This window comes from Martelella sp. AMO21009, assembly GCF_053484295.1.
This window is the reverse complement of the sequence record NZ_JBAKFR010000030.1, coordinates 25726-49119: the sequence shown is the minus strand read 5'-3', so window position 1 is coordinate 49119 and position 23394 is coordinate 25726. Positions and strand designations below refer to the sequence as shown.

Sequence of the window (23394 nt, the reverse complement as noted above, 5' to 3'; positions counted from 1 at the left end):
CGACGCCACGATCGAGCGCCTCGCCTCGCTGCTGGCAGCGGCGCGGGCTATTCATAGGGTAGTGCCGCTGGATTGATGCGAGAAAACCCGCCTCGGATTGGGGCGGGTTTTCTAACGAACGCAAAGTTTTCCGTGCCAAAGGTGTTTCATTTTTGTGCCAAAGGCGGCGGCGCGCCACAGATTCGGCCCTCAATTAATGCTGCCACACATGTTGCGTTCATGTCGCGTGTAAATGCCGATAACCAGCGAAAACCATTGAAAACAAAGGTTAACCGGTTGCAACACGATGCAACATGAAAATTAAGACCCGTGTGGGCTAAGTCATTGAATTTAATGGTGCCCAGACGCGGATTCGAACCACGGACACGCGGATTTTCAATCCGCTGCTCTACCAACTGAGCTATCTGGGCCATCGCCCGGAGGGCGAGGAAAGGGCGGCAGGCGCCCCTGAGTGAGCGCGTTTATAGCATCTTGTTTTTTCAAGTCCAGCGGCAAAAAGCGGAATTTCCAAGAATTTTAACAGGCGGAAGCGGCGCGCCGAAACTGGCCGGCCCTCTCAGTTCGGATTTCGCCCGACGATGCGATCTGCCAGGCGCACGACCTCTTCCAGCCGCGGGTTACCGAGTTCGTAAACCGTTTCATTGTTCTGCCGCCGCATGACGATCAAGCCGGACTGCAGAAGCTTTGCGATCGTCGAGATCAGCGGCTTGAACGCCAGGCCGGTGGCGTGGCTGAGTTCAATCAGCGTTCTGGAGCCGGACTGAAGCGCCCTTGCAATGGCAAGCCGGTGGTCGAAGGCGAGTGCCGACAGGAGTTCAGCCGCGCCGTGAAGCTTTGCGTCTGCTTCCGTCGACCGGTTGAGGCGAATGACGACGCCGTTGTGATTCATGATGTTGACCCATGTTTTTAAGTAAAATCTAATTTAGAGAATGATTTTACTTTATTTGATTTGCTTTCATATCTTCTAAATTAGAGAGTAACTGGTAAAAATCCAGTTGGAAGCGGATTTTTTTGTCGCTTCTATTGGCGGTTGTTTTGTGTTCGATTGTTAGCGCTGTCAACTTTAATTTTTTATGTCCGGGAATCCAGGCGCGGCACGTGGCTTTCCCGCACGCTGAATGTCTCATGAGGGCATCAGAAGGAAAACGCACCGGCGATTTGCTCAACGCAGGCGAATGCAACCTGACCACGGAGATGATCGGACTGAGCATCCCCGAACCGCTAACGATCGCTTCTGCTGCGGCGCAACAAATGGGGACGCTCATATTGCAGTGCAATTCACAATTGCCAATCGGATGCGACGTGATAACCTTGGCATCAAGGGGAAAGCAGGTAAGAATGACGACAGTTTCCGAGACGCCGCCAAAGCCTATGGTTATCACCCGCCGGTTGCGGGAAAGCATCAGGCTCCATCTTGAGAATATCTATCCGGATCATGATTCCCGCGCGCTGACGCGGCAGGTGCTTGAGGCCTTCTGGAGCGATGGTGTTGTGCCGCGCAAACGCGGCCGCACCGCCGGCAACAATATGTGGAGCGCGGACAACACCTATGTCATCACCTACGGCAATTCGATCATCGACGGCGAGCACAAGCCGCTTTCGCTGTTGCAGGATTTTCTGACCGAGAACCTGAAGGGCGTGATCAAGGGCGTGCATATCCTGCCTTATTTTCCCTACACCTCCGATGATGGTTTCGCGATCACCGATTACCGGGTGGTCGACAGCGGCCTTGGCGGCTGGGAGGATATCGAGCGCATCAGCCGCGAATTCCGGCTGATGTCGGATCTGGTGCTGAACCACTGCTCCAGCCAGAGCGCGTGGTTCAATGAATTCCGCATGGGCCACGCGCCCTACAAGGATTTCTTCTTCACCGCCTCGCCGGAGGACGATCTTTCCGACGTCGTGCGCCCGCGCGCCCATCCGCTGCTGCGCAAGGTCGAGACCGCCGATGGCGACAAATATGTCTGGTGCACCTTCAGCCACGACCAGGTGGATTTCGACTTCTCCAATCCGGAAGTGCTGCTGGAATTCCTGCGCATCATGCGCTTCCACATCAATCGCGGCGTGCGCACCATAAGGCTCGATGCCTGCGCCTTCATGTGGAAGGAGGTCGGCACCTCCTGCATCCATTTGCCTGAGACCCACGAGATCATCCGGCTGATGCGCGTGCTTGCCGATTTCAGCGAGGAAAGCGTCGTTCTCATCACCGAGACCAACGTGCCGAATGTCGAAAACCTCAGCTATTTCGGCAATCGCAACGAAGCGCACATGATCTACAATTTCTCGCTGCCGCCGCTGATCGTGCATGCGCTGTTGAACGGCACCTCGCAATTCCTGAACGCCTGGCAGATGGCGATGCCGCCGGCGCAGATGGGCTGCGCCTATTTCAATTTCACCGCCTCGCATGACGGCATCGGCCTCAGGCCCGCTGAAAGTCTGCTATCGGAAGAGGCGATCACCGGCATGGTCGAGACCATCCAGCAATTCGGCGGCCGGGTGTCGATGCGCCAGCTCTCCGATGGCTCGATGCGGCCCTATGAGATGAACGTGTCGCTGTTCGATGCGCTGAAGGGCACGGTGAAGGGCGAGGACGAGCACAATATCGCCCGTTTCCTCTGCAGCCAGACGATCGCCATGGCGCTGGAGGGTATTCCGGCCTTCTACATCCATTCGCTACTGGCCACCAGCAATGATGCCGAGGGCGTCGAGAAATCCGGCCACAACCGCGCGATCAACCGCCACCGCTGGAATTACGACAAGCTGCAGCAAGCCCTTGGCGACGAGACAACGCAGCATGCCAGGGTGTTCAACGAAATGTGCCGGCTGATCGGCATCCGCACAAGGCAACAGGCTTTTCACCCGAACGCGACGCAGTTCACGCTCCATCTCGGCGAAAAGCTGTTCGGCTTCTGGCGCCAGAGCGTCGACCGCTCGCAGAGCGTGTTCGCGATCAACAATGTCACCGATGAGGCGCTGGAGATTCCGGCCATGTCGCTCAATCTGATCGGCGGCGAGAACTGGACGGACCTGATTACCGGCGAGCAGATCACCGCCGGCGGCGGCAAGATCTCCTTTGCGCCCTATCAGTGCCGCTGGATATCGAACCGGGCATAGCGCGACAGGCGCGGCACGAAGCTCGGCTTCGCGACACCTTCCCGTGACAGGGTGGTGTGCGACAATTCTGCGTCTTGAATTCGACTTCTACAAATGACATCTCTTTTGAAAAATAATTCCATAGCAATTCCAAGTGAAGTGGACACCGGTTCACCGTCCGGAATTGCGTAAAACAAGAGATAGAGCCTTTCCACGTTTCCTTGAAATGCGGAAAGGCTCCAGGAGGATGCGACGTCATGAACATGCCCCTTCCTTTTACGCCGGACCCGGCGCTGAAGCCCGAGGTCCATGGTTTTTTCGATCCCGCGACCAACACGATCTCCTATATCGTGAAGGATCCCGGCTCCGATGCCTGCGCGGTCATCGACAGCGTCATGGATTTCGACCAGGCCGCCGGCCGGATCAGCTTTGAAAGCGCGGACCGGCTGATCGAGTTTATTCGCAGCCGTCGCTGGCGGCTGGAATGGATCATCGAGACCCATGTTCATGCCGACCATCTGTCCGGCGCGCCCTATATTCAGGAGCAACTCGGCGGCAAGCTCGGCATTGGCGAGAACATTACGATCGTTCAGGATACGTTCGGCAAGATTTTCAACGAGGGCACCGCATTCCAGCGCGACGGCTCCCAGTTCGACCGTCTGTTTGGCGATGGCGACAGCTATCAGATCGGGAACATGACGGCCCACGTCATGCATACGCCCGGCCATACGCCGGCCTGCATGACCCATGTGATCGGCGATGCCGCCTTCGTTGGCGATACGCTGTTCATGCCCGATGGTGGCTCGGCGCGCGCCGATTTTCCCGGCGGCGATGCCCGCACGCTCTACCGCTCCATCAAGCGCGTTCTGGCGTTGCCGCCAGAAACGCGGCTGTTCATCTGCCATGATTACGGGCCGAATGGCCGCGATATCGCCTGGGAAACCACGGTCGGTTCGGAGCGCGCGCACAACATCCATCTTAAGGACGGCATCAGCGAGGATGAGTTCGTGAAGATGCGCGAGGCGCGCGACGCCACGCTGTCCATGCCCCGGCTGATCCTGCCCTCGCTGCAGGTCAATATGCGCGCCGGCGAAATCCCGAAGGACCAGGATGGCCGGCCGATGCTGAAACTGCCGATCAACGCGCTTTGATATTGCCGCTTACCGCGCCGGTTTGCGGGCGTAGTAGATGGTCTCGAACCGCGCGCCAAGCCCGTCATAAAGCAGCAGCCGTCCGATCAACGGTTCGCCCGCGCCGGTGATCAGCTTGACCGCTTCCATCGCCATCAGCGTGCCGATCACGCCGGTAACGGGCCCGATCACCCCGGCTTCGGCGCAGGAGGGCACGAGGCCGGCCGGGGGCTTTTTCGGGTAGAGGTCGCGGTAGCGCGGGTTTTGCGTCCCGTCCTTGCTGGCTGCATAGGGTTTCAGAACCGTCAGCGACCCATCGAACCGACCGACGGCGCCGGTCACCAGCGGGATTTCCGCCCGCTCCGCCGCATCGGCGGCGCGATAGCGGGTGTCGAAATTGTCGGAGCCGTCGATCAGAAGATCGAAGCCCTTCAGCACGGCGTCGATATTGCCGTCCTCAAGCCGCTCATCATAACGCCGGCAGATGACATGCGGGTTGAGGCGGGCGATCGCGCGGGCAGCACTTGTCGTCTTGCTTTGGCCGATCGTGCCGGTGTCGTGGATAACCTGCCGCTGCAGGTTGGACAGGCTGACGCCGTCATGATCGGCGATGCCGAGCGTCCCGACGCCGGCGGCGGCCAGATAGGCGAGCACTGGCGCGCCGAGCCCGCCCGCGCCGATCACCAGCACGCGGGCGCGTTTGAGCGCCTGCTGCCCCGGTCCGCCGATTTCCGGCAGCACGATGTGGCGGGCGTAACGCTCTATTTCTTCGGCAGAAAAGGGTTCAATGTCACTCATCGTTTCACTATATCAGGCACGGCAGGAACGCATAACCAGGATCCCGCAAACGTGATGGAAAACCCCATGAGTGACGACCGTATTCTTAAACTGGAAGAAACCGTCGCCTACCAGGCGAAAACCATCGACGAATTGTCGGAGCAGCTTGCCGCCCAGTGGAAGGAAATCGACCGGCTGAAGAAGCAGTTCGAGGTCCTGACCGACCGGTTCCTGACGCTGGAGGAAACCGCCGGCGAGCGCCCGGCAATCACCAAACCGCCGCACTATTGAGACTTTTCCTCGGCGACGCTACCGGCTGCGACGTTGAAAAACTGACCGCGGTCGCCGAGCGCGTCAAACAGCGCCCTGTCGGTGCCGGTCATGAAGGCCTGGCCGCCGATATCGTCGATCCGTTCGAACAGGGCTGCGCGCCTGCCGGCATCGAGATGGGCGGCGACCTCGTCGAACAGCATGATCGGCGGGTGGCCGCTGATGCGGCGGGTGAGCTTGGCATGGGCCAGCACCAGGCCGATCAGCAGCGCCTTTTGCTCGCCGGTTGAGCAGAGCGCGGCCTCCATCGCCTTTGCCGCGTGGCGCACCTCCAGATCGCTGCGGTGTGGGCCGTCGAGCGTGCGTCCCGCGCCGGCATCGCGGAAGCGTTCCTCCTCCAGAAGCGCGCGGTAGCGGTCCTCGAGGTCGATGGCCGGGGCTTCGGCATGATCGGCGAAGAAGCCGGAAAGCGCGATCTCGGGGGCAGGGAAGGGCGAGCCGCCCGTGGTCTCGGCAATCAGGGCGGCGAGCAGCGTCACCAGTTCGCGCCGCGCCAGCGCCATCGCGACGCCGAGGCCCGCCATCTGCTCCTCCAGCCCGGAAAGCCAGGCCGGCTCCATGCGCCGCTCGGACAGCAGCCGGTTGCGCGAGCGCATGGCGCGCTCGAAATCGGCAACCCGGCGGCCATGGGCGGGATCGATGGAGAGCACCATGCGGTCGACGAAGCGGCGGCGGTCGGCGGCCGCGCCGGTGAAAAGTCCGTCCATCGCCGGCGTCAGCCAGATCACGCGGGCATGGTCGAGAAGCTCGTCGCCGGTCGCTGCCGGCGTGCCGTTGATGCGTACTTTTCGCCCTGCGCCCTCCGCGCCGTCGGTGCCGGTACCGATCGAGACCTGACCCTCCATGCCCTCGAGTTCGGCGAAAACGGTAAAACCGGCGTCAGCGTTTTTGCGAACCACCTGCCCATAGGACGCCCGCCTGAGGCCGCGGCCCGGCGAAAGAAACGACACCGCCTCCATCAGATTGGTCTTGCCCGAGCCGTTATCCCCGGTCAGCACCACATGCCGTCCGTCAAAGGCCAGCGCCGCCTTTTCATAATTGCGGAAATCCGTGAGCTTCAGCGCGGTAAGGAAGATCGAGGGTAGCATGGCACCGGTGTCGGTTCAAATCAGTCCGCTCCTTATGCGGCAAAACCGGACAGGGGGAAAGGCTTGTCGGCGGACCGAGTACGCCCCTTTCGGGGCGCACTCGTTCTATTCGGCGGGTGCATGCTGCGCGACCGGTTCGTCATCCGCGGGGACCGCGATGTGCTGCCTCAGCGGCCGCTCGCCGGCGAGCTTGCGCAGCAGCACATAGAAGACCGGCGTCATGAAGATGCCGAAGAAGGTGACGCCGATCATGCCGCAGAACACGGCAAGCCCCATGGCGGCGCGCATCTCTGCACCCGCCCCGGTCGACAGCACCAGCGGCACGACACCCATGATGAAGGCCATCGAGGTCATCAGGATCGGCCTGAGGCGCAGCCTGCTCGCCTCGATCGCCGCCTGCACAGGGCTTCGACCCTCGAATTCCAGCTCGCGGGCGAATTCCACGATCAGGATCGCATTCTTGGCCGATAGCCCGACAAGCACCACCAGCCCGATCTGGGTGAAGATGTTGTTGTCGCCGCCGGTATACCAGACCCCGGCAAGGGCTGCGAGCACGCCCATTGGCACGATCATGATGATCGCGATCGGCAGCGTCAGGCTTTCATATTGCGCCGCCAGCACCAGATAGACCAAGAGCAGCGCGAGCGGGAAGACGACCACGCTCGAATTGCCGGCGAGGATCTGCTGATAGGTCAGATCGGTCCATTCGAAATCGATGCCGACCGGCAGCGTCTCGTCGGCGATGCGCTCGACGGCCGCCTGCGCCTGCCCTGACGAGAAGCCCGGCGCCGGGCCGCCGTTGATATCGGCGGAGAGGAAGCCGTTATAGCGCGTGGTCCGTTCCGGGCCCGTGGTGCTGTCCACCCGCAGAAGCGCGGAAAGCGGGATCATCTGGCCGGAGCGCGAGCGCACCTTCAACTGGCCAATATCCTCCGGCTCCGCCCGGAAGGCGGAATCGGCCTGCACCCGGACGCTGTAGGTGCGGCCGAAGGCGTTGAAGTCGTTGACGTAGAGCGAACCGAGATAGATCTGCAGCGTCTCGAACACATCGCTGACCGAAACCCCGAGTTGCTCCGCCTTGGCGCGGTCGAGATCGGCATAGAGCTGCGGCACGTTGATCTGGAAGCTGGAGAAAAGTCCGGCCAGCTCCGGCGTCTGGTAGGCCTTGGCGAGGAACGCCTTGGTGGCCCCGTCGAGCGCCTGGTAACCGAGCCCGGCCCGATCCTCGATCTGCATCTTGAAACCGCCCGTCGAGCCGAGGCCGTTGACCGGCGGCGGCGGGAACATGGCGATGAACGCATCCTGGATGCCGGCGAACTTCTGGTTCAGCTGCATCGCGATCGCGCCGCCGGAAAGCTCCGGGCTCTCGCGCTCATGAAAGTCGTCGAGAACGGCGAACACGATGCCCGAATTGGAGCCGATGGTGAAACCGTTGATCGACAGGCCCGGAAAGGCGATGGCGTGAGATACGCCCGGCTGTTCCAGCGCGATGTCGCTCATCCGCTTGATCACGTCCTCGGTCCGATCAAGGCTGGCGCCGTCCGGCAATTGCGCGAAGCCGATCAGATACTGCTTGTCCTGCGCCGGCACGAAGCCGCCCGGAACCGCGTTGAACACCGCATAGGTCGCGCCGATCAGCCCCAGATAGACGATCATCACCAGCGATTTGCGTGACAAGAGCCCGCCGACGCTGCGGCTGTAGCCGTTGGACGCGGCGCCGAAGCCGCGGTTGAAGCCCCGGAAGAACCAGCCGAACAGGCGGTCCATGACCCGCGTCAGCCAGTCCTTAGGCGCATCATGTCCTTTCAGCAGCAGAGCGGCGAGTGCCGGCGACAACGTCAGAGAGTTGATCGCGGAGATCACCGTCGAGATCGCGATGGTCAGCGCGAACTGGCGATAGAACTGGCCCGAAAGGCCGCTGATGAAGGCGAGCGGGACGAACACTGCCACCAGCACCAGCGCGATGGCGATGATCGGCCCGGACACTTCCCGCATGGCGCGGTAGGTCGCCTCGCGCGGGGTCAGGCCGTTTTCGATATTGCGCTCGACGTTTTCGACGACGACGATCGCATCATCGACGACGATGCCGATGGCGAGCACCAGCCCGAACAGCGTCAGCGCGTTCACCGAGAAGCCGAAGGCGTACATGACCGCGAAAGTGCCGATGATCGAGACCGGGACGGCAAGCAGCGGAATGATCGAGGCCCGCCAGGTCTGCAGGAACAGGATGACCACGAGCACGACGAGGGCGATCGCCTCGAGCAGCGTGTCGACCACCTTCTCGATGGAGGATCGCACGAACTCGGTGGTGTCGTAGACGATCTCGTACTGGACCCCGTCCGGCATGGCGAGCTGCAACTCCTCCATTGTGGCGTGAACATTGTCGGCAATCTCGATGGCGTTCGAGCCCGGCGCCTGCAGCACGGCGATGGCGACGGCCGGCTGGCCGTCGAGGAGCGAGCGCAGCGTATAGTCGTCGGCGCCCATCTCGATGCGCGCCACGTCCCTCAACCGTGTAATCTCGCCGCCCGCGCCCGACTTGACGATGATCTCGCCGAATTCCTCCGGCGTGCTCAGCCGGCCCTGGGCATTGACATTGAACTGCATGTCGACGCCTTCGGGCGCCGGCGACGCGCCGATAATGCCGGCGGCGGCCTGGGTGTTCTGCTCGCGGATGGCATTGGTGATGTCGCTGGCGGCAAGCCCGTGTTCCGCCGCCTTCTGCGGATCGATCCAGACCCGCATGGAATAGTCGCCCGCGCCGAAAACCTGCACCTGGCCGACGCCTTCAATGCGCGCGAGACGGTCCTTGACGTTAAGCGTCGCATAATTGCGCAGATAGGTGATGTCGTAGCGATCCGTGGTCGAGATCAGGTTGACCACCATGATGAAGTCCGGCGAACTCTTGACGGTGGTGACACCGATCGCGCGCACTTCCTCCGGCAGCCGGGGCGTCGCCTGTGACACCCGGTTCTGGACCAACTGCTGGGCCTTGTCCGGGTCGGTGCCGAGCTTGAAGGTGACGGTGAGCGTGAGCACGCCGTCCGAGGTCGCCTGGCTGTTCATGTAGAGCATGTCCTCGACGCCGTTGATCTGCTCTTCGAGCGGCGTCGCCACGGTCTCGGCGATGACCACAGGATTGGCGCCGGGATAGACAGCGCGCACCACGATCGATGGCGGCACGACATTCGGATATTCTGCGATCGGCAGCATGCGCATGCCGATCAGGCCGGCAAGCACGATCAGGATCGACAGCACGCCTGCAAACACCGGTCGGTCGATGAAAAATCTGGAAATGTTCATTTGAAGGTCCGGTTCAAGGGAAATTTCGGACAAAACAACCCGCTGCCGAAGAGGCGGGCTCTGCGGCGGTCCTGTGTTTTTCGGATAGTGCGGCGGGGCGTTGCCGCACCGCCTGTCATGTCATTGCGCGGCGGCCAGCGGGCTTTCGCTCTGCGGGGCGACCAGCGCACCGGAGCGGATGTGCTGCAGACCGTTCACGACCACCCGGTCGCCATCGGCAAGGCCGCTTTCGATGATCCGCTCGCCGCCATTGCTGCGCCCCAGTTCCACCGGACGATAGGCGACCGTGTTGTCGGCGCCGACAACGAAGACGAATTTCTTGTCCTGGTCGGTTCCGATCGCGCGCTCGCTCACCAGGATCTTGTCTTCCGGCCGGGGCTCTCCCATGCGGATGCGCACGAACTGCCCGGGGATCAGCCGCCCGTCGGGGTTGTCGATCACCGCGCGCACGGCGATCGTTCCGCTCGCGGCATCCACTTCGTTGCCGATGAGCTGGACCTTGCCCTTGATCGGCGTGCCCTTGTCCAGCAGCGTGCCGATCTCGACGGGGATCTGGTCGATCGCCGGAAGCGCACCGTCCGTCGGCAATTCGGAAAGGATCCGCGCGACGACCTCCTCGCTGGCGTTGAAGCTCACATAGATGGGATCGGCCGAGACCAGCGTCGTCAATGCCGGCGAGGCGGTTCCGGCGGAGACGAGATTGCCCGCCGTGATCTCGACCCTGCCGACCCGGCCGGAAACCGGGGCCTTGACCCTGGTATAATCGAGTTCGAGCTGGGCTGATTGCAACGCGGCCTGAGCCGTCTTCAGCGCGGCGTCGGCCTCGGCGACGGCATTGCTGCGCTGGTCCATCTCGCTTTCGGAGATCGTGCGGTTGTCGGCCAGCCTGCGGCCGCGATCGAGCTGCAGCTTGGCGAGATCGACCTTGGCCTGTGCCGAGGCGACCTGTCCCGCGGCCTGGGCGACGGCCGCCTCATAGGGGGCGGGATCGAGGGTGAACAGGAGATCGCCGGCCTTGACCAGCGCCCCCTCGCGGAATTCCACCGACTGGATCGCGCCGCCGACGCGCGGATGGACCTCGACCCGGTCGACGGCCTCCAGCCGTCCGGAAAATTCCTGCCATATCGTCACCGCGCGGCTTTGCACCTCGGTGACCGTGACCGGCGTCGCCGGCGGCGGCGCGGCCGGTGCGCTTGCCTCCTCCGTCGCGTTCGCAACAAGGCCGACCGGCAGTTCGAAATAGAATACGGCCGCTGAAATGGACGCAGCCAGGCCCAGGCCGGTGCCCGCCAGGGCCCAGCGTTTCAAAGTCGTCTTCATGTTGTTACTCCTTGCGGCTGGGAGGGCCGCTCAGTTCATTTTCCTGTTGAATCAGTGAATGGAGATATCGCGAACGAATGCAGCGAACTGACCGCCAACCTTTTCCTGCCAGTTCGGCGGCTCCCCGGTTTTCCCGCCATAGACGGACGGCCAGCCCGATCCGGCGGAAAGAATGTGCTTTTGAACTTTAACGCCTGCGGCTTCCAGCCGCCCGGCATATGACATCGTTTCATCGAGCAGCGGATCGTCCTCGGACGACAGGACGAGAGCGGGCGCCATGCCGGCCAGCCGCGAGCAAAGCGAAGGCGCCGCATAGGGATGGCACATGCCGCCGCTCATATAGTGGCTCCAGCCTTCGGCCCAGCGTTCCCGCATGCCGATACAGGCGGCATTGCGCGAAGACGATGAGCCCATGAAGGGATCGAGAAGCGGGGAGGCGAGCACCTGGCCGTCGAGCTCGTTTGCGAAATGGTCCCGCGCCTTCAACGCAACGGCGGTGGCGAGATTGCCGCCGGCTTCCTCGCCGCCGATGATGAGCAGCGATTTTCGGTCGCCGAAACCGGCCCGTTTCTTCGCCATGTAGGAGAAAATGGAGAAACCGACCTCCAGCGGCTTCGGAAAAACCGAGCCCTGGACATTGTAATCCGGAACCACCACGATCGCCCCCTGTCCAGCCAGGCACTCCGCCATCGGACAGGGCGTGAGACCGGTATGATGAAACGCGCCGCCCTGGAAATAGATCAGCACGGGCGGCCCCTTGGCGTATTCGGCGCCCTGATAGACACGGACCTCGACACGGCCGACGGCAACGTTATCCAGAGACATGTCCTTGATCTCGACAGTCATTGATCTTTTCCATTCCAGACAGAGACAGTTGGGGTGCGCCCTGATGACGCCTTCCTCGGTCTGGCATTGTAAACGACAAATCACGCTTCGCCATGGCGATCGCCCGACAGATTTCCGGATATCGGTTTCTCACGTCCCCGCACGTCATCCAGCACACCTTGTCGACGGTCGTCCGCGCTGCACTTCTCGAAAAACAATTTAATTTATTCAAAAATCCGAACAAGCGCCATATCATGAGAACACTGTTCGAAATTTCGAATAATAACGCACCGCACAAAGCGAGATCACATGGACCAGCTTTCCGCCATGCGCGCCTTCGTCAGGGTTGTGGAGACGGGCAATTTCACGCGCGCATCGGAGGCGCTCAACCTGCCGAAGGCGACGTTGACCAACCTCATCCAGGGGTTGGAGGCGCACCTGCACACCAAGCTTCTGAACCGCACCACACGCCGCGTCGTGGTGACGACCGACGGCGCTCTCTATTACGAGCGCGCAAACCGGATCATCGCCGAAATCGACGAACTCGACACCAGCCTTGCTGCGTCCTACACCCTGCCGAGCGGACGCCTGCGGGTTGAAATGGCGGGCGCCTTCGCCGACTGGATCGTCATTCCGGCGCTTGGCGATTTCCATCGCAGATTTCCGGAAATCCATATCGACATGGGCGTTGGCGACCGGACCGTCGACTACCTTGCCGAAAACGTGGATTGCGCGCTGCGCGGCGGCGTGCCGACCGACCAGTCTTTGATCGCGCGGCGCGTCGCGGAAGTCTCATTGATCATCTGCGCGGCTCCCGGCTATATCGAAAAGCACGGCACGCCGAAGCATCCCTCCGAGCTGGAAACGGACCATCAATGCGTCAGCTACTTCACCGCGCTGAACAATCGTGCCGTGGCCTTCGATTTCCGCAAGGATGACGAAGCCCTGGAGATCAATGCCCGCCATATCTTGGCTGTCAATGACGCCCGCAGCTTCCTGTCGGCCGCCCTGGCCGGGCTTGGCGTTGCGCCATTGCCGCTATTCATGGCTGCCGAGCCGCTTGCCAGGGGAGAACTGCTCCGGGTTCTCCCGGACTGGCAGATAGACCCCATTCCGCTCTACATCGTCTATCCGCCGAACCGACACCTGAGCAACAAGGTGCGGGTATTCGTGGACTGGCTGGTGCAACTGCTCACCGAAAGAAAGCTGGACGCGCTCCCCTGAATTCCGCTTGCGAGGTAGCCGGGCGACATCGCTATGTGGATGGGCGCAGGGGGCCCGGTGCACGCCGCATCATCGTTAGCGGAACGGGCCCTTTTCAGAACCCGCGTCGTTTTCGGCATCCAGCAGAAAGCAGCAATCCGGCTCCGATTGCGTGGCAAAGGTCTTCAGGACCGAAAGCCCGGCAAGGTCGATTTCGACGCAGCGATCGTCGGCGAGCGAAACGAAGGCCGTATCGTCGGTGATATGGGCCGCGAGCGGAATGCTGCCGAGGGGCAGGCAGCCAAGCTCGCCCATGACTTCCGCGTCGACCACCGAAATGCTTTTGTCGCCGCAGTTCAAAAGCAGAAGCCGATTTCCGGCAAGGCCGTAGACGCGCAGCGGATCGCTGCGCGTCTTCATCTCCCGCGTAATGCGCATCGAGGCGGTTTCGATGGCGACGAGCGTGTCGGAGAGGCGGTTCGTGACATAGAGCGTGTCGCCTCCGGCATCGAGCCATATGCCTTCGGGCTTTTCGCCCGGCGTCACCGCCACGGGCGCGACGGAAGCGTCGCGCGGCGCGACCTTCGTCACGGTATGGCTCAGGAGGTTGCAGCAATAGGCTGTTTCGCCATCGGCGCCGACCCGGAAAAGGTGGCCTTTCAGCCCGCCGCTCGGCACGGCCCGCGACGGCGCGTCCTGCGACAGAGGGTCGTCGAAGGTCATCAGGATATCGTCGCCCTCACTGAGCGCCAGCAGCCGGCCCTGGCCATCGAGCGCAATGCCGTGAATCCGGCGCCAGGGCCGGCAGTCCAGCGTCCGGACGATCCTGCGCGCGGCAAGATCGACCACGGTGACGGAACTTCCGCCATCGCCATGGTCGGCGGATGTGCGCAACCCGTAGTGACCGACGAAGGCGAATGCCCGATCGGCGGATACCACGAGTTCGTGCGAGTAGCGGGGCAGGTCGATACTGTCGAGGCGCTCGGTCGTCCGCCGGTCGTAGAAGCTCAGGCAGTGACTGCTCTTTTCGACGATAACCAGCGCGCCGGCATCTGCTTCGCTCATCGGCCCGGCAGCCCCCTGGTCAGGACGTCGATGGTGTAGAGCGATGTCGAGGCGGTGATGAACAGCCTGTTTTTCCCAGGCCCGCCGAAGGTGCAGTTCGCGACGATCTCCGGCACCAGGATCTTCCCCAGCCGCTCGCCCCCGGGTGTGAAGACCTGGATGCCGTCATGAGCGGATGTGAAGATATTGCCGTGGACATCGAGCCGGAAGCCATCCGGAGCGCCGGGCGAAACCTCGGCGAAGATCCTGCCGTTCTTCAGCCGTCTCCCATCTTCCACCTCGAAGCAGCGGATATGCGGCGGCCCGTCGGGCGCATCGGAACGTCCCGTATCGGAAATGTAGAGCAGGCTCTCGTCCACCGAGAAGGCAAGACCGTTCGGCCTGTCGAAATCGTCGGCGACCACGGTGAGTTCGCCGGTGTCCGGGTCGAGACGATAAACATAGCAGGCGCCGATTTCACTATCCGCCTTGACGCCCTCATAGTCGGAGAGGATGCCGTAGGGCGGATCCGTGAACCAGATGGTGCCGTCGGACTTGACCACGACGTCGTTCGGCGAGTTCAGCCGCTTGCCCTGGTAGCGGTCGACCAGCGTCACCACCGTGCCGTCGGCCTCCGTGCGGCTGACCGCGCGGCCGGAGTGCTCGCAGGAGACGAGCCGCCCCTCGCGGTCGCGCGTATGGCCATTGGTGTGCCTGGACGGCTCGCGGAATACTGTGCCGCCCTCTTCGGGATGCCAACGCAGCATCCGGTTGTTGGGTATGTCGCTCCACGTGACGCCGCCGTCTTCCCACCAGACCGGACCTTCGCTCCATGTCGCTCCGGACCACAGTTTCTCAAGCCTGGCATCCGGCGCGACCAGATCGGCCATGCGGGGATGCTCGATAATCACGTCGCTCATTGCGGTCTCCTCTCCGTCGCTGCCGATGCAGCCATGCGGGCGGCCAGCAACACCGCCTCCTCGCCGGCGAGCGGATTGGCGATTCCCCGGCCTGCAATATCGTAGGCAGTCCCGTGGGCCGGCGTACAGACCGGAAATGAAAGTCCGCCAAGCATGGTGACGCCCCGATCGAAATCCATCAGCTTCATCGCGATCTGTCCCTGATCGTGATACATGGTCAGCACCGCGTGATGGCCTTCCTTCAGCGCCTTGACGAAGACGGTATCGGCGGGAAACGGGCCGTCGACATCGTGGCCGCGCGCCCGCGCCGCCTCGACGGCCGGGGCGATGATCTCGATTTCCTCCATGCCGAAGCTGCCGCCATCGCCGGCATGCGGATTCAGGCCGGCAACCAGCATCCGGGGCTTTTCAACACCGGCCAGTCTGAGGCAGCTTTCCGTTCTGGCTATTTCGTGCAGGATTACCTCTTCGCTCAGCACCGCGGCGACGTCCTTCAGTGGAATGTGCGAGGTGACGCGGGCATTCCATATCCGCTCGAGCACGTTGAACTCACGAACGCCGCCATCATCAAGATGAAGCCGTTCGGCGATGAAGCGGCTTTCGTCGTCATAGCCCGGATGGGCAAAGCGCATCGCCTTCTTGTTGAACGGCGTGTAGCAGACCCCATCCACCCTGCCAGCCTCGGCAAGACTCAGCGCCAGCGCGAAGTTTTCGACCGCGAACCGCCCGCCGGCAAGGCTAGCCTCGCCTGGCGTGATGTCCGCCGGATCGAGATTGCCGAGATCGATCAGCGTTGGCCCGGTCACCGCATTCCCGATCTCCTCGACCGCGATTTCGGGGATGGCGGCGGCAAGCCCCGCGACGGCCGCGCCCGCCTCAAGCACCCGCCGGTCGCCGATGACGATCAGCCGCGCGGCATCCCGCACGCGTTCTGAAGCCGCGAGCCGGGCGGTGAGTTCGGGGCTGATTCCTGCCGGATCGCCCATCGCGAGCGCGATCAGCGGGCGTTTTCCACCCTGCAGCTCAGCATCCATGTCGCTGTCTCCCCCTTCACCGCAACCGTTCGCCGTCCGGCGAGAACATCCGCATGCAGCCCTTCTGGCATGTCAGCCATATCCGCTCTCCGGAAGCGTGATCCTCTCCCTCGCGCTGCTCGACGGTGAGGTCCTGTCCGTCCGGCAGACGGCAGTAAAGATAACGCGTGCCGCCGAGATATTCGGCGAAATCCACCGTGGCTTCAAATGAAGAACCGCTGTTTTCACCGATCGCCAGGTGTTCCGGGCGGATACCGAATCTGACCGGCGTGTTTGGGGTCATCGCTTCGGCGGGCGGATCGACGACAATCGTCTGGCCGCCGACGGAAAGGCTTCCCGCCGGACCGGCGGTCGCGTCGATGATATTCATCCTCGGCGAGCCGATGAAGCCGGCGACGAACAGGTTGTTCGGATCCTCGTAGACTTCGCGCGGCGTGCCGACCTGCTCGATCCTGCCGTCGCGTAGCACGACGATCCGGTCGGCAAGCGTCATGGCCTCGGTCTGGTCATGGGTGACATAGATCATGGTGTTGCCGAGTTCGCGATGCAGCCTTGCGATCTCGATGCGCATGCTGACCCGGAGCTCGGCATCGAGATTGGACAACGGCTCGTCGAACAGGAAGGCGAGCGGTTTGCGCACGATCGCCCGTCCGATCGCGACCCGCTGCCGCTGTCCACCCGAAAGCTGGCCCGGCCGCCGGTCGAGCAGCGGGCCGATCTTCAGGATTTCGGCGGCCGCTTCGACCTGACGTTCGATTTCGGCCTGCGGCGTCCTGGCGATTTCGAGGCCGAAGGCGAGGTTCTGGCGTACGCTCATATGCGGATAGAGCGCATAGGACTGGAACACCATGGCGATGCCGCGCTTCGAGGGATCGAGGTCGGTGACGTCGCGTCCGGCGATGAGAATGTCACCGTCGGTGACATCCTCCAGCCCCGCGATCATCCGCAGCAGCGTAGACTTGCCGCAGCCCGACGGGCCGACGAAGACCACGAACTCGCCGCCCTTGATGGCGAGATCGAGGCCGTGAATGACATCGACCGCGCCGAAGCTCTTGCGCACGCCGCGAAGCGTGATATCGGCCTTTTCCTCAGATAATGTGCTCATCTCACGTTCTGACCCAGACGAGCATCTCGCCGGGCTCCCGGTTATCCCAGAGGTGATAGGGGACGAAGCGTGCGGTTACCGGACGCCGTCCGGGCGCCTGCCGGTCGTAAAGCCGGTTGCCGCGTCCCTGCCAGTCTTCGCGGTGAGCCGGAACGTCGATGGCGACACCGCCCTTCAGAGCGCTCAGCACGCTTGTGCTCGCCGTCGCAATCGTATCGTCGACGACCAGTTCGTGAAGGCCGGCGGCATTGTCGGTTTCCTCGACGCAGTAGATCAGCGGGCCCCGCGCCAGCGCGGCGCGACCGAGGTCCGCCCGCACGGCCGGGTTGGCATGCAGCGCATAGGGCTGCATCGGCAGGTCGAGCGTCACCGCATCGCCCGGCTGCCATTCGCGCTCGATGCGCATGTAGCCGCGTTCTATCTCGCATTCGACGGTCTCGCCGTTGATCGCCAGCGATGCGCCGTCGCACCAGCCGGGCACCCTCAGCGCCAGGCGGAAGGTGAGCGGCTTTTCGAGGCCGAGCGTGATATCGATGTGCCCATCCCACGGATAGGAGGTCTTCTGTTCCACTGTGACGAGACCGCCCGACACCGTCAGTCGGGCGGTGCTTTCATTGTAGAGATGGACGGCGATCTCGTCGGCGGCGACGCCATACATGTAGGTGCCGATCGAGGCGACCGTACGGGCGATATTCGGCGGGCAGCACGGGCAGCGGTGCCAGGTCCAGCGATGATGGCCGCCCCGGCTTTCCAGCGGATTGTCGTAGAAGAAGGTCGAGCCGTCGAGGGAAAGGCCGGAGAGCGCGCCGTTGTAGAGCGCCTGCTCCAGAACGTCGGCGAAGCGGCCGTCCGGGCCGCGGCCGAGCATGCGGCTCGCCCACATGGCGAGGCCGACGGCAGCGCAGGTCTCGGCATAGGCGCTCTCGTTCGGCAGGTCGTAATAGTCGGTGAAGCCCTCATTGCTTGCCGCCGGGCCGATGCCGCCGGTCACATACATCTGCTTTTCCGTCAGATCCTCCCAGAGAATCTTCAGCGCATCCGTGAGACTGTCGTCGCCGAATTCGGTGGCGACATCGGCCATGCCGGAATAGAGATACATCGCCCGCACCGCATGTCCCGTCACCTTGGTCTGCTCGCGCACCGGCAGGTGCGACTGGTTGTATTCATAGGTGTCGTGGCGAAAACGCTTCGGATCCTCGTTGCGGGCGGCCGCCTCGATATCGAAGTAATGCGGCTTCTGGCCGCGGGCATCGATGAAGAAGCGCGCGAGGTCGAGATAGCGCTGTTCGCCGGTGACGCGGCCGAGACGGACCAGCGCCAGCTCGATTTCCTCGTGGCCGCAATAGCCGGGCTTCTGGTCCGGGCCGGGGCCGAAGACGGAGCCGATGTGGTCGGCATAGCGGCACATCGCGTCAAGCAGCGCACGCTTGCCGGTCGCCTGGAAGTAGGCGACGGCGGCCTCCATCAGGTGCCCGGCGCAATAGAGCTCATGGCAATCGCGCAGATTGGTCCAGCCCTCGCCCGGGCGCATGCGGATGAACCAGGAATTGAGATAGCCATCCGGCTGCTGCAGCTTGCAGAACATCGCGATGATCTCGTCGGTCTTCGCCTCGAGATCGGGGTTGGGCGTGCGGTAGAGCGCGTAGGCCGCTGTCTCGATGACCTTGGCGACGTCGGAATCCCAGAACATCTGGACATTGACGGTGTCCGGCGTGCCATCGCCCCGGGTGTGGAAGGGCAGCCGCAGCGGGGGAACCGGAATATCGGGATTGATCTGCTCGAGCATGCCGGCAGCAACGCAGCGATCATAGAGGATCATCGCCGTCCTGTGCGCGACGGCATCGATGCGATCCCCCCAGAAGCCCTGGACATCGACATCGGGAAGCGCGGGAGGGCGGAAGCCGCTGATGGCGGGAAGGTCGAAGGAAGTCATGGGTCAGTCCTTTTTGATCTGGATATTCACTTGACGGCGCCCGCGGTCAGGCCGCGGATGTAGTAGCGCTGCAAAAGCAGGAAGACGACGAGGCATGGCACCATCATCAGCGTCACGCCCGCCTGGACCGCGCCCCAGTCGATCGTGCCGTACTGCCCCTCGCGAACCGCGACCATCAGCACCGGCAGGGTGTATTTCTGCTGGTCGGTCAGAAGGATGAGGGCGGCCAGAAACTCGTTCCACGAGGCGAGGAAGGCGAAGATCGCGACCGTCGCCACGCCGGGCAGCACCAGCGGCAGCATGATCCGGTAGAGCACCTTGATGACCGAGGCGCCGTCGACGCGGGCCGCATCCTCGATTTCCTTCGGCACGGCGTCGAAGGCGTTGCGCATCATGAAGATCGAAAACGGCATCTGCAGCGTGACGTAGACGCAGACGATACCGGTCAGCGTGTTCTGCAGGCCGAGTTTCGACAGGATGACGAATAGCGGCGTCAGAACCGACTGGAACGGGATCATGATCGTGGCGATGATCAGCACGAACAGCGCGTTCTTGAACGGGAAGTGGAAGCGGGAGAAGCCGTAGCCGGCCAGAAGGCTCACCACCACCGACAGCACCACAGTCGCCAGCGACACGGTGAGGCTGTTGCCGGTATAGGTCCAGATGCCGCTGCCGAAATCGGAGAGGTTCTGGTAGCTCTGGGTGCTGAAGCCGGTCGTCGGCCATGGCGGCAAGGGCGGCTTTCGCGATTCCGCCGATGTCTTGAAGCTCACCATCAGGCTCCAGGCGAGCGGCGCCAGGAACAGGAAGGCGAGAAACAGGCCAATCATGTTGCGTCCGGTCATCTGGAACCGCTGGCGACGTAGTTTCATCTTGCGGCGGCTCATCACATCCCCTCCGGATTGCGCAGAAGCCTGAGCTGGATCACGCTGATGGTGACCAGGATCAGCAGAAGCACCATCGACAGCGCCGAACCGTAGCCCAGATGGAACGACATGAAGGACTGGCTGAAGATCCAGAACACGGTGGTGATCGTCTGGTTCTGCGGTCCGCCGTCCGAGATGATGTAGAACTGGTCGAAGGCGAGCATCGAACCCGAGACCGACAGGATCAGGGCGAGCGCGATCGTCCGCCGCATCAGCGGAAGCGTGATGCGGCGGAAGCGCTGCCAGGAGGACGCGCCGTCCACGCGGGCGGCCTCCTGCACCTCGGTCGAAATCCCCTGCAGGCCGGTGAGCAAGATGATCATGTTGAAGCCCACGGTCTTCCACACCACCATGACGATGATCGAGATGAAGGTGGTGTCGAAACTCGCCAGCAGGTTGACCGGCTTTTCGGTGAGGCCCAGCCGCCATGCGAGTTGCGAGAACAGGCCGGAGTCGACATTCATCAGCCACACCCAGAGCAGGCTGGCCGAACCGAAGCCGACGACGTAAGGCAGGAAATAGGCCGTGCGGTAGAACCTGGTCATCGCATCCGGCTTTTCAACGAAGATCGCCAGCGGGAAGGCAACCGCGAAAAGCACGACCGTGACGATGAGCGTGTAGAACACGGTGAAGCGGAGAGAGCTCCAGAACTGGCTGTCATGCAGCATCTGGGCATAATTGCCGAGCCCGATGAAGCGCGGCGCGCCCATGAGCGGCCAGTTGTGAAGCGACATCCAGAAGGTCATGCAGAGAGGGATGACGAAGAAAACCGTGACCAGCGCAACCGCCGGCGCGACGAACAGAAGTCCGACAAGCTGCTTGCGCCGCACTCGTCCCCGGCGCGGCCTGCGCGGCGTCGCTGTTGTGAATTGCGTTTCTGGCATGGCGCCTGTTCCATGGGTCGTGGGAAAAGGGCCCGGAGCGCCGTCAATGGCGCCCGGGAAGTAGACGGACGCCCCGTCAGGCGCCCGGCGAAAGCGCGATCAGTTGGACGCGTCGAGGATCGACTGCATCGTGTCCTGCGCCCGCTTCAGGGAACCGTCGACATCGTCGCCGAAGAAGGCTTCGCCAAGCATCTGCTTCCACGGTCCCGTCTTGGAATTGATGATGTCGTTGTAGACCGGCGAAGACGGCGTGCGCGCGGTTTCCATCGCTTCGACCGCCGTCAGGTAACGATCATCAAGGCCGGAAAGCGCCTCCTGGGCCACATCGGCGCGCGTCGGCAGGCTGCCCAGGCGGGCAAGCAGCGTCTGTCCCTCGGCCGAATAGGCGAAGTCCAGGAACTCCTTTGCCGCGCCGAGCGTGTCGCGACCCGCCGTGACGACGAAATTGTCGCCGCCGCCGAAAGAGGACACGCCGCCATCCTTGCCCGGCAGGGGAGCCACGCCGAATTCGACATCCGGGTAGTTCTTGACGAGGTTGCCGATGGCAAACGCGCCGATGGGCGAAATGCCGACATTGTCCGCCGCGAAGCCGCCGAAGAAATTGGTGCCCGTATCCGTCTTCGCGCTTTCCGGCACATAGCCCTTGGCGACCAGGTCGCGATAGAAGTTGATCGCATCATGCATCTGCGGCGTGCCGATGGTGGCGCGCTTGCCGTCATCGACCAGAATGTCGCCGCCCGATGCCCAGATCAGTGGCATGAAGGTGAAGGCATTGCAGCCGCCGCATGCGCCGGCGAAATAGAAGCCGTAGGTATCGTCGCCGAGCGCATTGACCTTGCCGGCATAATCCTCGATTTCGGCCCAGTTGGTCGGCGCCTTTTCGGGATCGAGCCCGGCCTCGCGGAACAACCGCTTGTTCCACAACAGCACCGAGACATCGGCCGACATCGGCACGCCGTAGATCTTGCCGTCATAGGTGCCGGCCTCGACATGGGCCTTCGACAACTGATCGAAATAGGGAAGGCTCTCGGCCAGTTCGGTCAGGTCCGCGAGCTGTCCGGCCTTGGCGAAAGCCGGCGTATAGACGAGGTCCAGCGACACGAAGTCCGGAGCCGAGCCGCCCGCGGCCGCCACGGCATATTTCTGCACCATTTCCGTGCTTGGCACGATCTGCAGCTCGATCTGGTCCTCATGCGAGGCGTTGAAGGCCTCGATCAGGTCCGGCATGAAGGCTTCGCTGCTGTTGCGCGCCCACATGCTGTAGGTTTCGGCGGAAGCGCCGAAGGGCGTCATGGCGAGGGCGAGCGCCGTCAGCGCCGCGATTTTAACGGGTTTCATTTCTATCCTCCTCCGATATGGGGCCGTGTTCCGTGCCGGCCCCTTCGCACGCTTTCGAAAGGCTCAGGAGCTGCGCACGACCAGTTTGCATGGCAGCTGCAAAAGCCCCTTCTCAATCTCCTCGCCATTGACCAGACGCACGAGCGTGAGCCCGGCCTGGCGTCCAAGCTCCTTCAAGTTCATATCGATCGTGGTAAGCGGGGGGCGGGTCTCCTCGGCGACAATCTCCCAATTGTCGAACCCCACCACGGCCACGTCGTGCGGTATGGCCACGCCGCGCTCGCGAAGGGCGTCCATCACCCCGCGCGCGATCTGGTCATTGCCGCAGAAAATGCCGTCCGGCCGTTCATCGAAGCTCCAGAGCCGCGCGACGGCCTCATGCCCCCAATGCTCCGACCATGTGCCGTAAAGGACGTCGGCCGCGGGCTCTTTCAGGCCAGCGGCCTCCAGTGTCTGTCGATAGGAAAGCGCGCGTTCGCGCACGACCAGAAAATGTTGGGGGCCGGTGATATGGGCGATACGCCGGCAGCCGCGCTCTATCAGATGACGCACCGCCTCGCCCGCGCCCTGCCGTTCATCCGGCACAAGGGTGATTGCCTCAGCGGGACCCTCGGTCAACACGTAGATGACGGGGACCGGCACCGCCGAGAGATCAACGGGAAGCGGCCGATCGACGCGCTTGCCGGTGGCGATGATCCCGTCGACCTGCTTGTCGAGCATCGCATCGAGATGGATGCGGGCAAGAGTGGGATCACCCCCGACCGAGCAGAGAAACACCGAAACGCCCTGGTCGATCAGCCCTTCCGATACCCCTGCCATGACCGGCAGGGTGAAGCGGCCATAGGTGTCGTCCGTCAGAAGCCCGACGGTGAAGCTGCGCTTGCTGGTGAGGCTGCGCGCCAGCGCGTTGGGACGGAACCCCAGTTCTTCCGCAACGCGCCTGATCCGGGCCCGGGTCTCCGCCGCCATGCGGCCGGTGTCGTTGAGCGCCTTGGAAGCCGTGGCGGTGCTGACGCCGGCCTTCGAGGCCACGTCGTAAATCGTAACACGCCCGCCAACATTCGCATCCGTCACGCCATCCCCTCCCTGGGAAACCGGTTTCTCATGTTTGTATATCAAAGAAACATGCGTGGGAAAAGGG

At 62.8% G+C, this 23394-nt stretch carries 19 protein-coding genes and 1 tRNA gene; 4 read left to right on the top strand and 16 right to left on the bottom strand.

All coding sequences use genetic code 11. The features are described from left to right. Positions 1-334: 334 nt before the first annotated feature. Positions 335-410 (bottom strand) — tRNA-Phe (locus V6766_RS21405). A 146-nt stretch (positions 411-556) separates the two neighbouring features. Beyond that, positions 557-889 (bottom strand): ArsR/SmtB family transcription factor, encoded by a 333-nt coding sequence (locus tag V6766_RS21400; protein ID WP_448470004.1) that lies wholly within the window; start codon positions 887-889, stop codon positions 557-559. Positions 890-1338: 449 nt separating this feature from the next. Here V6766_RS21400 and V6766_RS21395 point away from each other — a divergent pair, with 449 nt between their 5' ends. Both V6766_RS21395 and V6766_RS21390 read left to right on the top strand, forming a co-directional pair. Continuing rightward, the gene (locus tag V6766_RS21395; RefSeq protein ID WP_448470002.1) at positions 1339-3114 is read left to right on the top strand and encodes a sugar phosphorylase; all 1776 of its coding nucleotides are present in this window, start codon (positions 1339-1341) and stop codon (positions 3112-3114) included. Positions 3115-3350: 236 nt separating this feature from the next. Then, positions 3351-4244, top strand: a complete 894-nt coding sequence (locus tag V6766_RS21390) for an MBL fold metallo-hydrolase (RefSeq protein WP_448470000.1) — start codon at positions 3351-3353, stop codon at positions 4242-4244. Positions 4245-4253: 9 nt separating this feature from the next. Here the strand turns inward: V6766_RS21390 and V6766_RS21385 are convergent, their stop codons facing one another. Next, positions 4254-5021, bottom strand: coding sequence for a molybdopterin-synthase adenylyltransferase MoeB (locus V6766_RS21385; protein WP_448469998.1), 768 nt, complete (start codon positions 5019-5021; stop codon positions 4254-4256). A 66-nt stretch (positions 5022-5087) separates the two neighbouring features. Between V6766_RS21385 and V6766_RS21380 the strand changes: the two genes are divergently transcribed. After that, on the top strand, positions 5088-5291 hold the full coding sequence (locus tag V6766_RS21380) for a SlyX family protein (protein WP_018064972.1): 204 nt from the start codon (positions 5088-5090) through the stop codon (positions 5289-5291). Here V6766_RS21380 and recF read toward each other — a convergent pair. From recF to V6766_RS21360, 4 genes are all read right to left on the bottom strand, one after another. Next, positions 5285-6418, bottom strand: coding sequence for a DNA replication/repair protein RecF (recF, locus tag V6766_RS21375; protein ID WP_448469995.1), 1134 nt, complete (start codon positions 6416-6418; stop codon positions 5285-5287). The genes V6766_RS21380 and recF overlap by 7 nt on opposite strands. 105 nt (positions 6419-6523) lie before the next feature. Further along, complete coding sequence (locus V6766_RS21370; protein ID WP_448469993.1) at positions 6524-9721, bottom strand: efflux RND transporter permease subunit; 3198 nt, start codon at positions 9719-9721, stop codon at positions 6524-6526. A gap of 120 nt (positions 9722-9841) precedes the next feature. After that, positions 9842-11041, bottom strand: coding sequence for an efflux RND transporter periplasmic adaptor subunit (locus V6766_RS21365; protein WP_448469991.1), 1200 nt, complete (start codon positions 11039-11041; stop codon positions 9842-9844). 51 nt (positions 11042-11092) lie between these two features. After that, positions 11093-11887, bottom strand: coding sequence for an alpha/beta hydrolase fold domain-containing protein (locus V6766_RS21360; protein WP_448469989.1), 795 nt, complete (start codon positions 11885-11887; stop codon positions 11093-11095). 288 nt (positions 11888-12175) lie between these two features. Here V6766_RS21360 and V6766_RS21355 point away from each other — a divergent pair, with 288 nt between their 5' ends. Then, positions 12176-13090: a LysR substrate-binding domain-containing protein gene (locus V6766_RS21355; protein ID WP_448469987.1), complete on the top strand. Its 915-nt coding sequence runs from the start codon at positions 12176-12178 to the stop codon at positions 13088-13090. A 75-nt stretch (positions 13091-13165) separates the two neighbouring features. Here V6766_RS21355 and V6766_RS21350 read toward each other — a convergent pair whose 3' ends face one another. The 9 genes from V6766_RS21350 to V6766_RS21310 form a co-directional block, all read right to left on the bottom strand. After that, the gene (locus V6766_RS21350) at positions 13166-14134 is read right to left on the bottom strand and encodes a YncE family protein (protein ID WP_448469985.1); all 969 of its coding nucleotides are present in this window, start codon (positions 14132-14134) and stop codon (positions 13166-13168) included. Beyond that, a complete protein-coding gene (locus tag V6766_RS21345; protein WP_448469983.1) occupies positions 14131-15033 on the bottom strand; it encodes an SMP-30/gluconolactonase/LRE family protein in 903 nt (300 codons plus the stop codon). The genes V6766_RS21350 and V6766_RS21345 overlap by 4 nt, the downstream gene beginning before the upstream one ends. Next, complete coding sequence (locus tag V6766_RS21340; RefSeq protein ID WP_448469981.1) at positions 15030-16067, bottom strand: 4-hydroxythreonine-4-phosphate dehydrogenase PdxA; 1038 nt, start codon at positions 16065-16067, stop codon at positions 15030-15032. Before V6766_RS21340 ends, V6766_RS21345 begins: the two co-directional genes overlap by 4 nt. Positions 16068-16083: 16 nt before the next feature. Beyond that, complete coding sequence (locus V6766_RS21335) at positions 16084-17172, bottom strand: ABC transporter ATP-binding protein (protein WP_448469979.1); 1089 nt, start codon at positions 17170-17172, stop codon at positions 16084-16086. 1 nt (position 17173) lies between these two features. After that, positions 17174-19105 carry a glycoside hydrolase family 127 protein gene (locus V6766_RS21330; protein WP_448469977.1) on the bottom strand — a complete coding sequence of 644 codons (1932 nt, stop codon included), beginning with the start codon at positions 19103-19105 and terminating at the stop codon, positions 17174-17176. Between the two features lie 26 nt (positions 19106-19131). Beyond that, positions 19132-19995 (bottom strand): carbohydrate ABC transporter permease, encoded by an 864-nt coding sequence (locus tag V6766_RS21325; protein WP_448469975.1) that lies wholly within the window; start codon positions 19993-19995, stop codon positions 19132-19134. Then, positions 19992-20915: a carbohydrate ABC transporter permease gene (locus V6766_RS21320; RefSeq protein WP_018064984.1), complete on the bottom strand. Its 924-nt coding sequence runs from the start codon at positions 20913-20915 to the stop codon at positions 19992-19994. The genes V6766_RS21325 and V6766_RS21320 overlap by 4 nt, the downstream gene beginning before the upstream one ends. A gap of 99 nt (positions 20916-21014) precedes the next feature. Then, positions 21015-22253 carry an ABC transporter substrate-binding protein gene (locus V6766_RS21315; RefSeq protein ID WP_448469972.1) on the bottom strand — a complete coding sequence of 413 codons (1239 nt, stop codon included), beginning with the start codon at positions 22251-22253 and terminating at the stop codon, positions 21015-21017. 63 nt (positions 22254-22316) lie between these two features. Next, positions 22317-23327, bottom strand: coding sequence for a LacI family DNA-binding transcriptional regulator (locus V6766_RS21310; protein ID WP_448469970.1), 1011 nt, complete (start codon positions 23325-23327; stop codon positions 22317-22319). Positions 23328-23394: the final 67 nt, after the last annotated feature.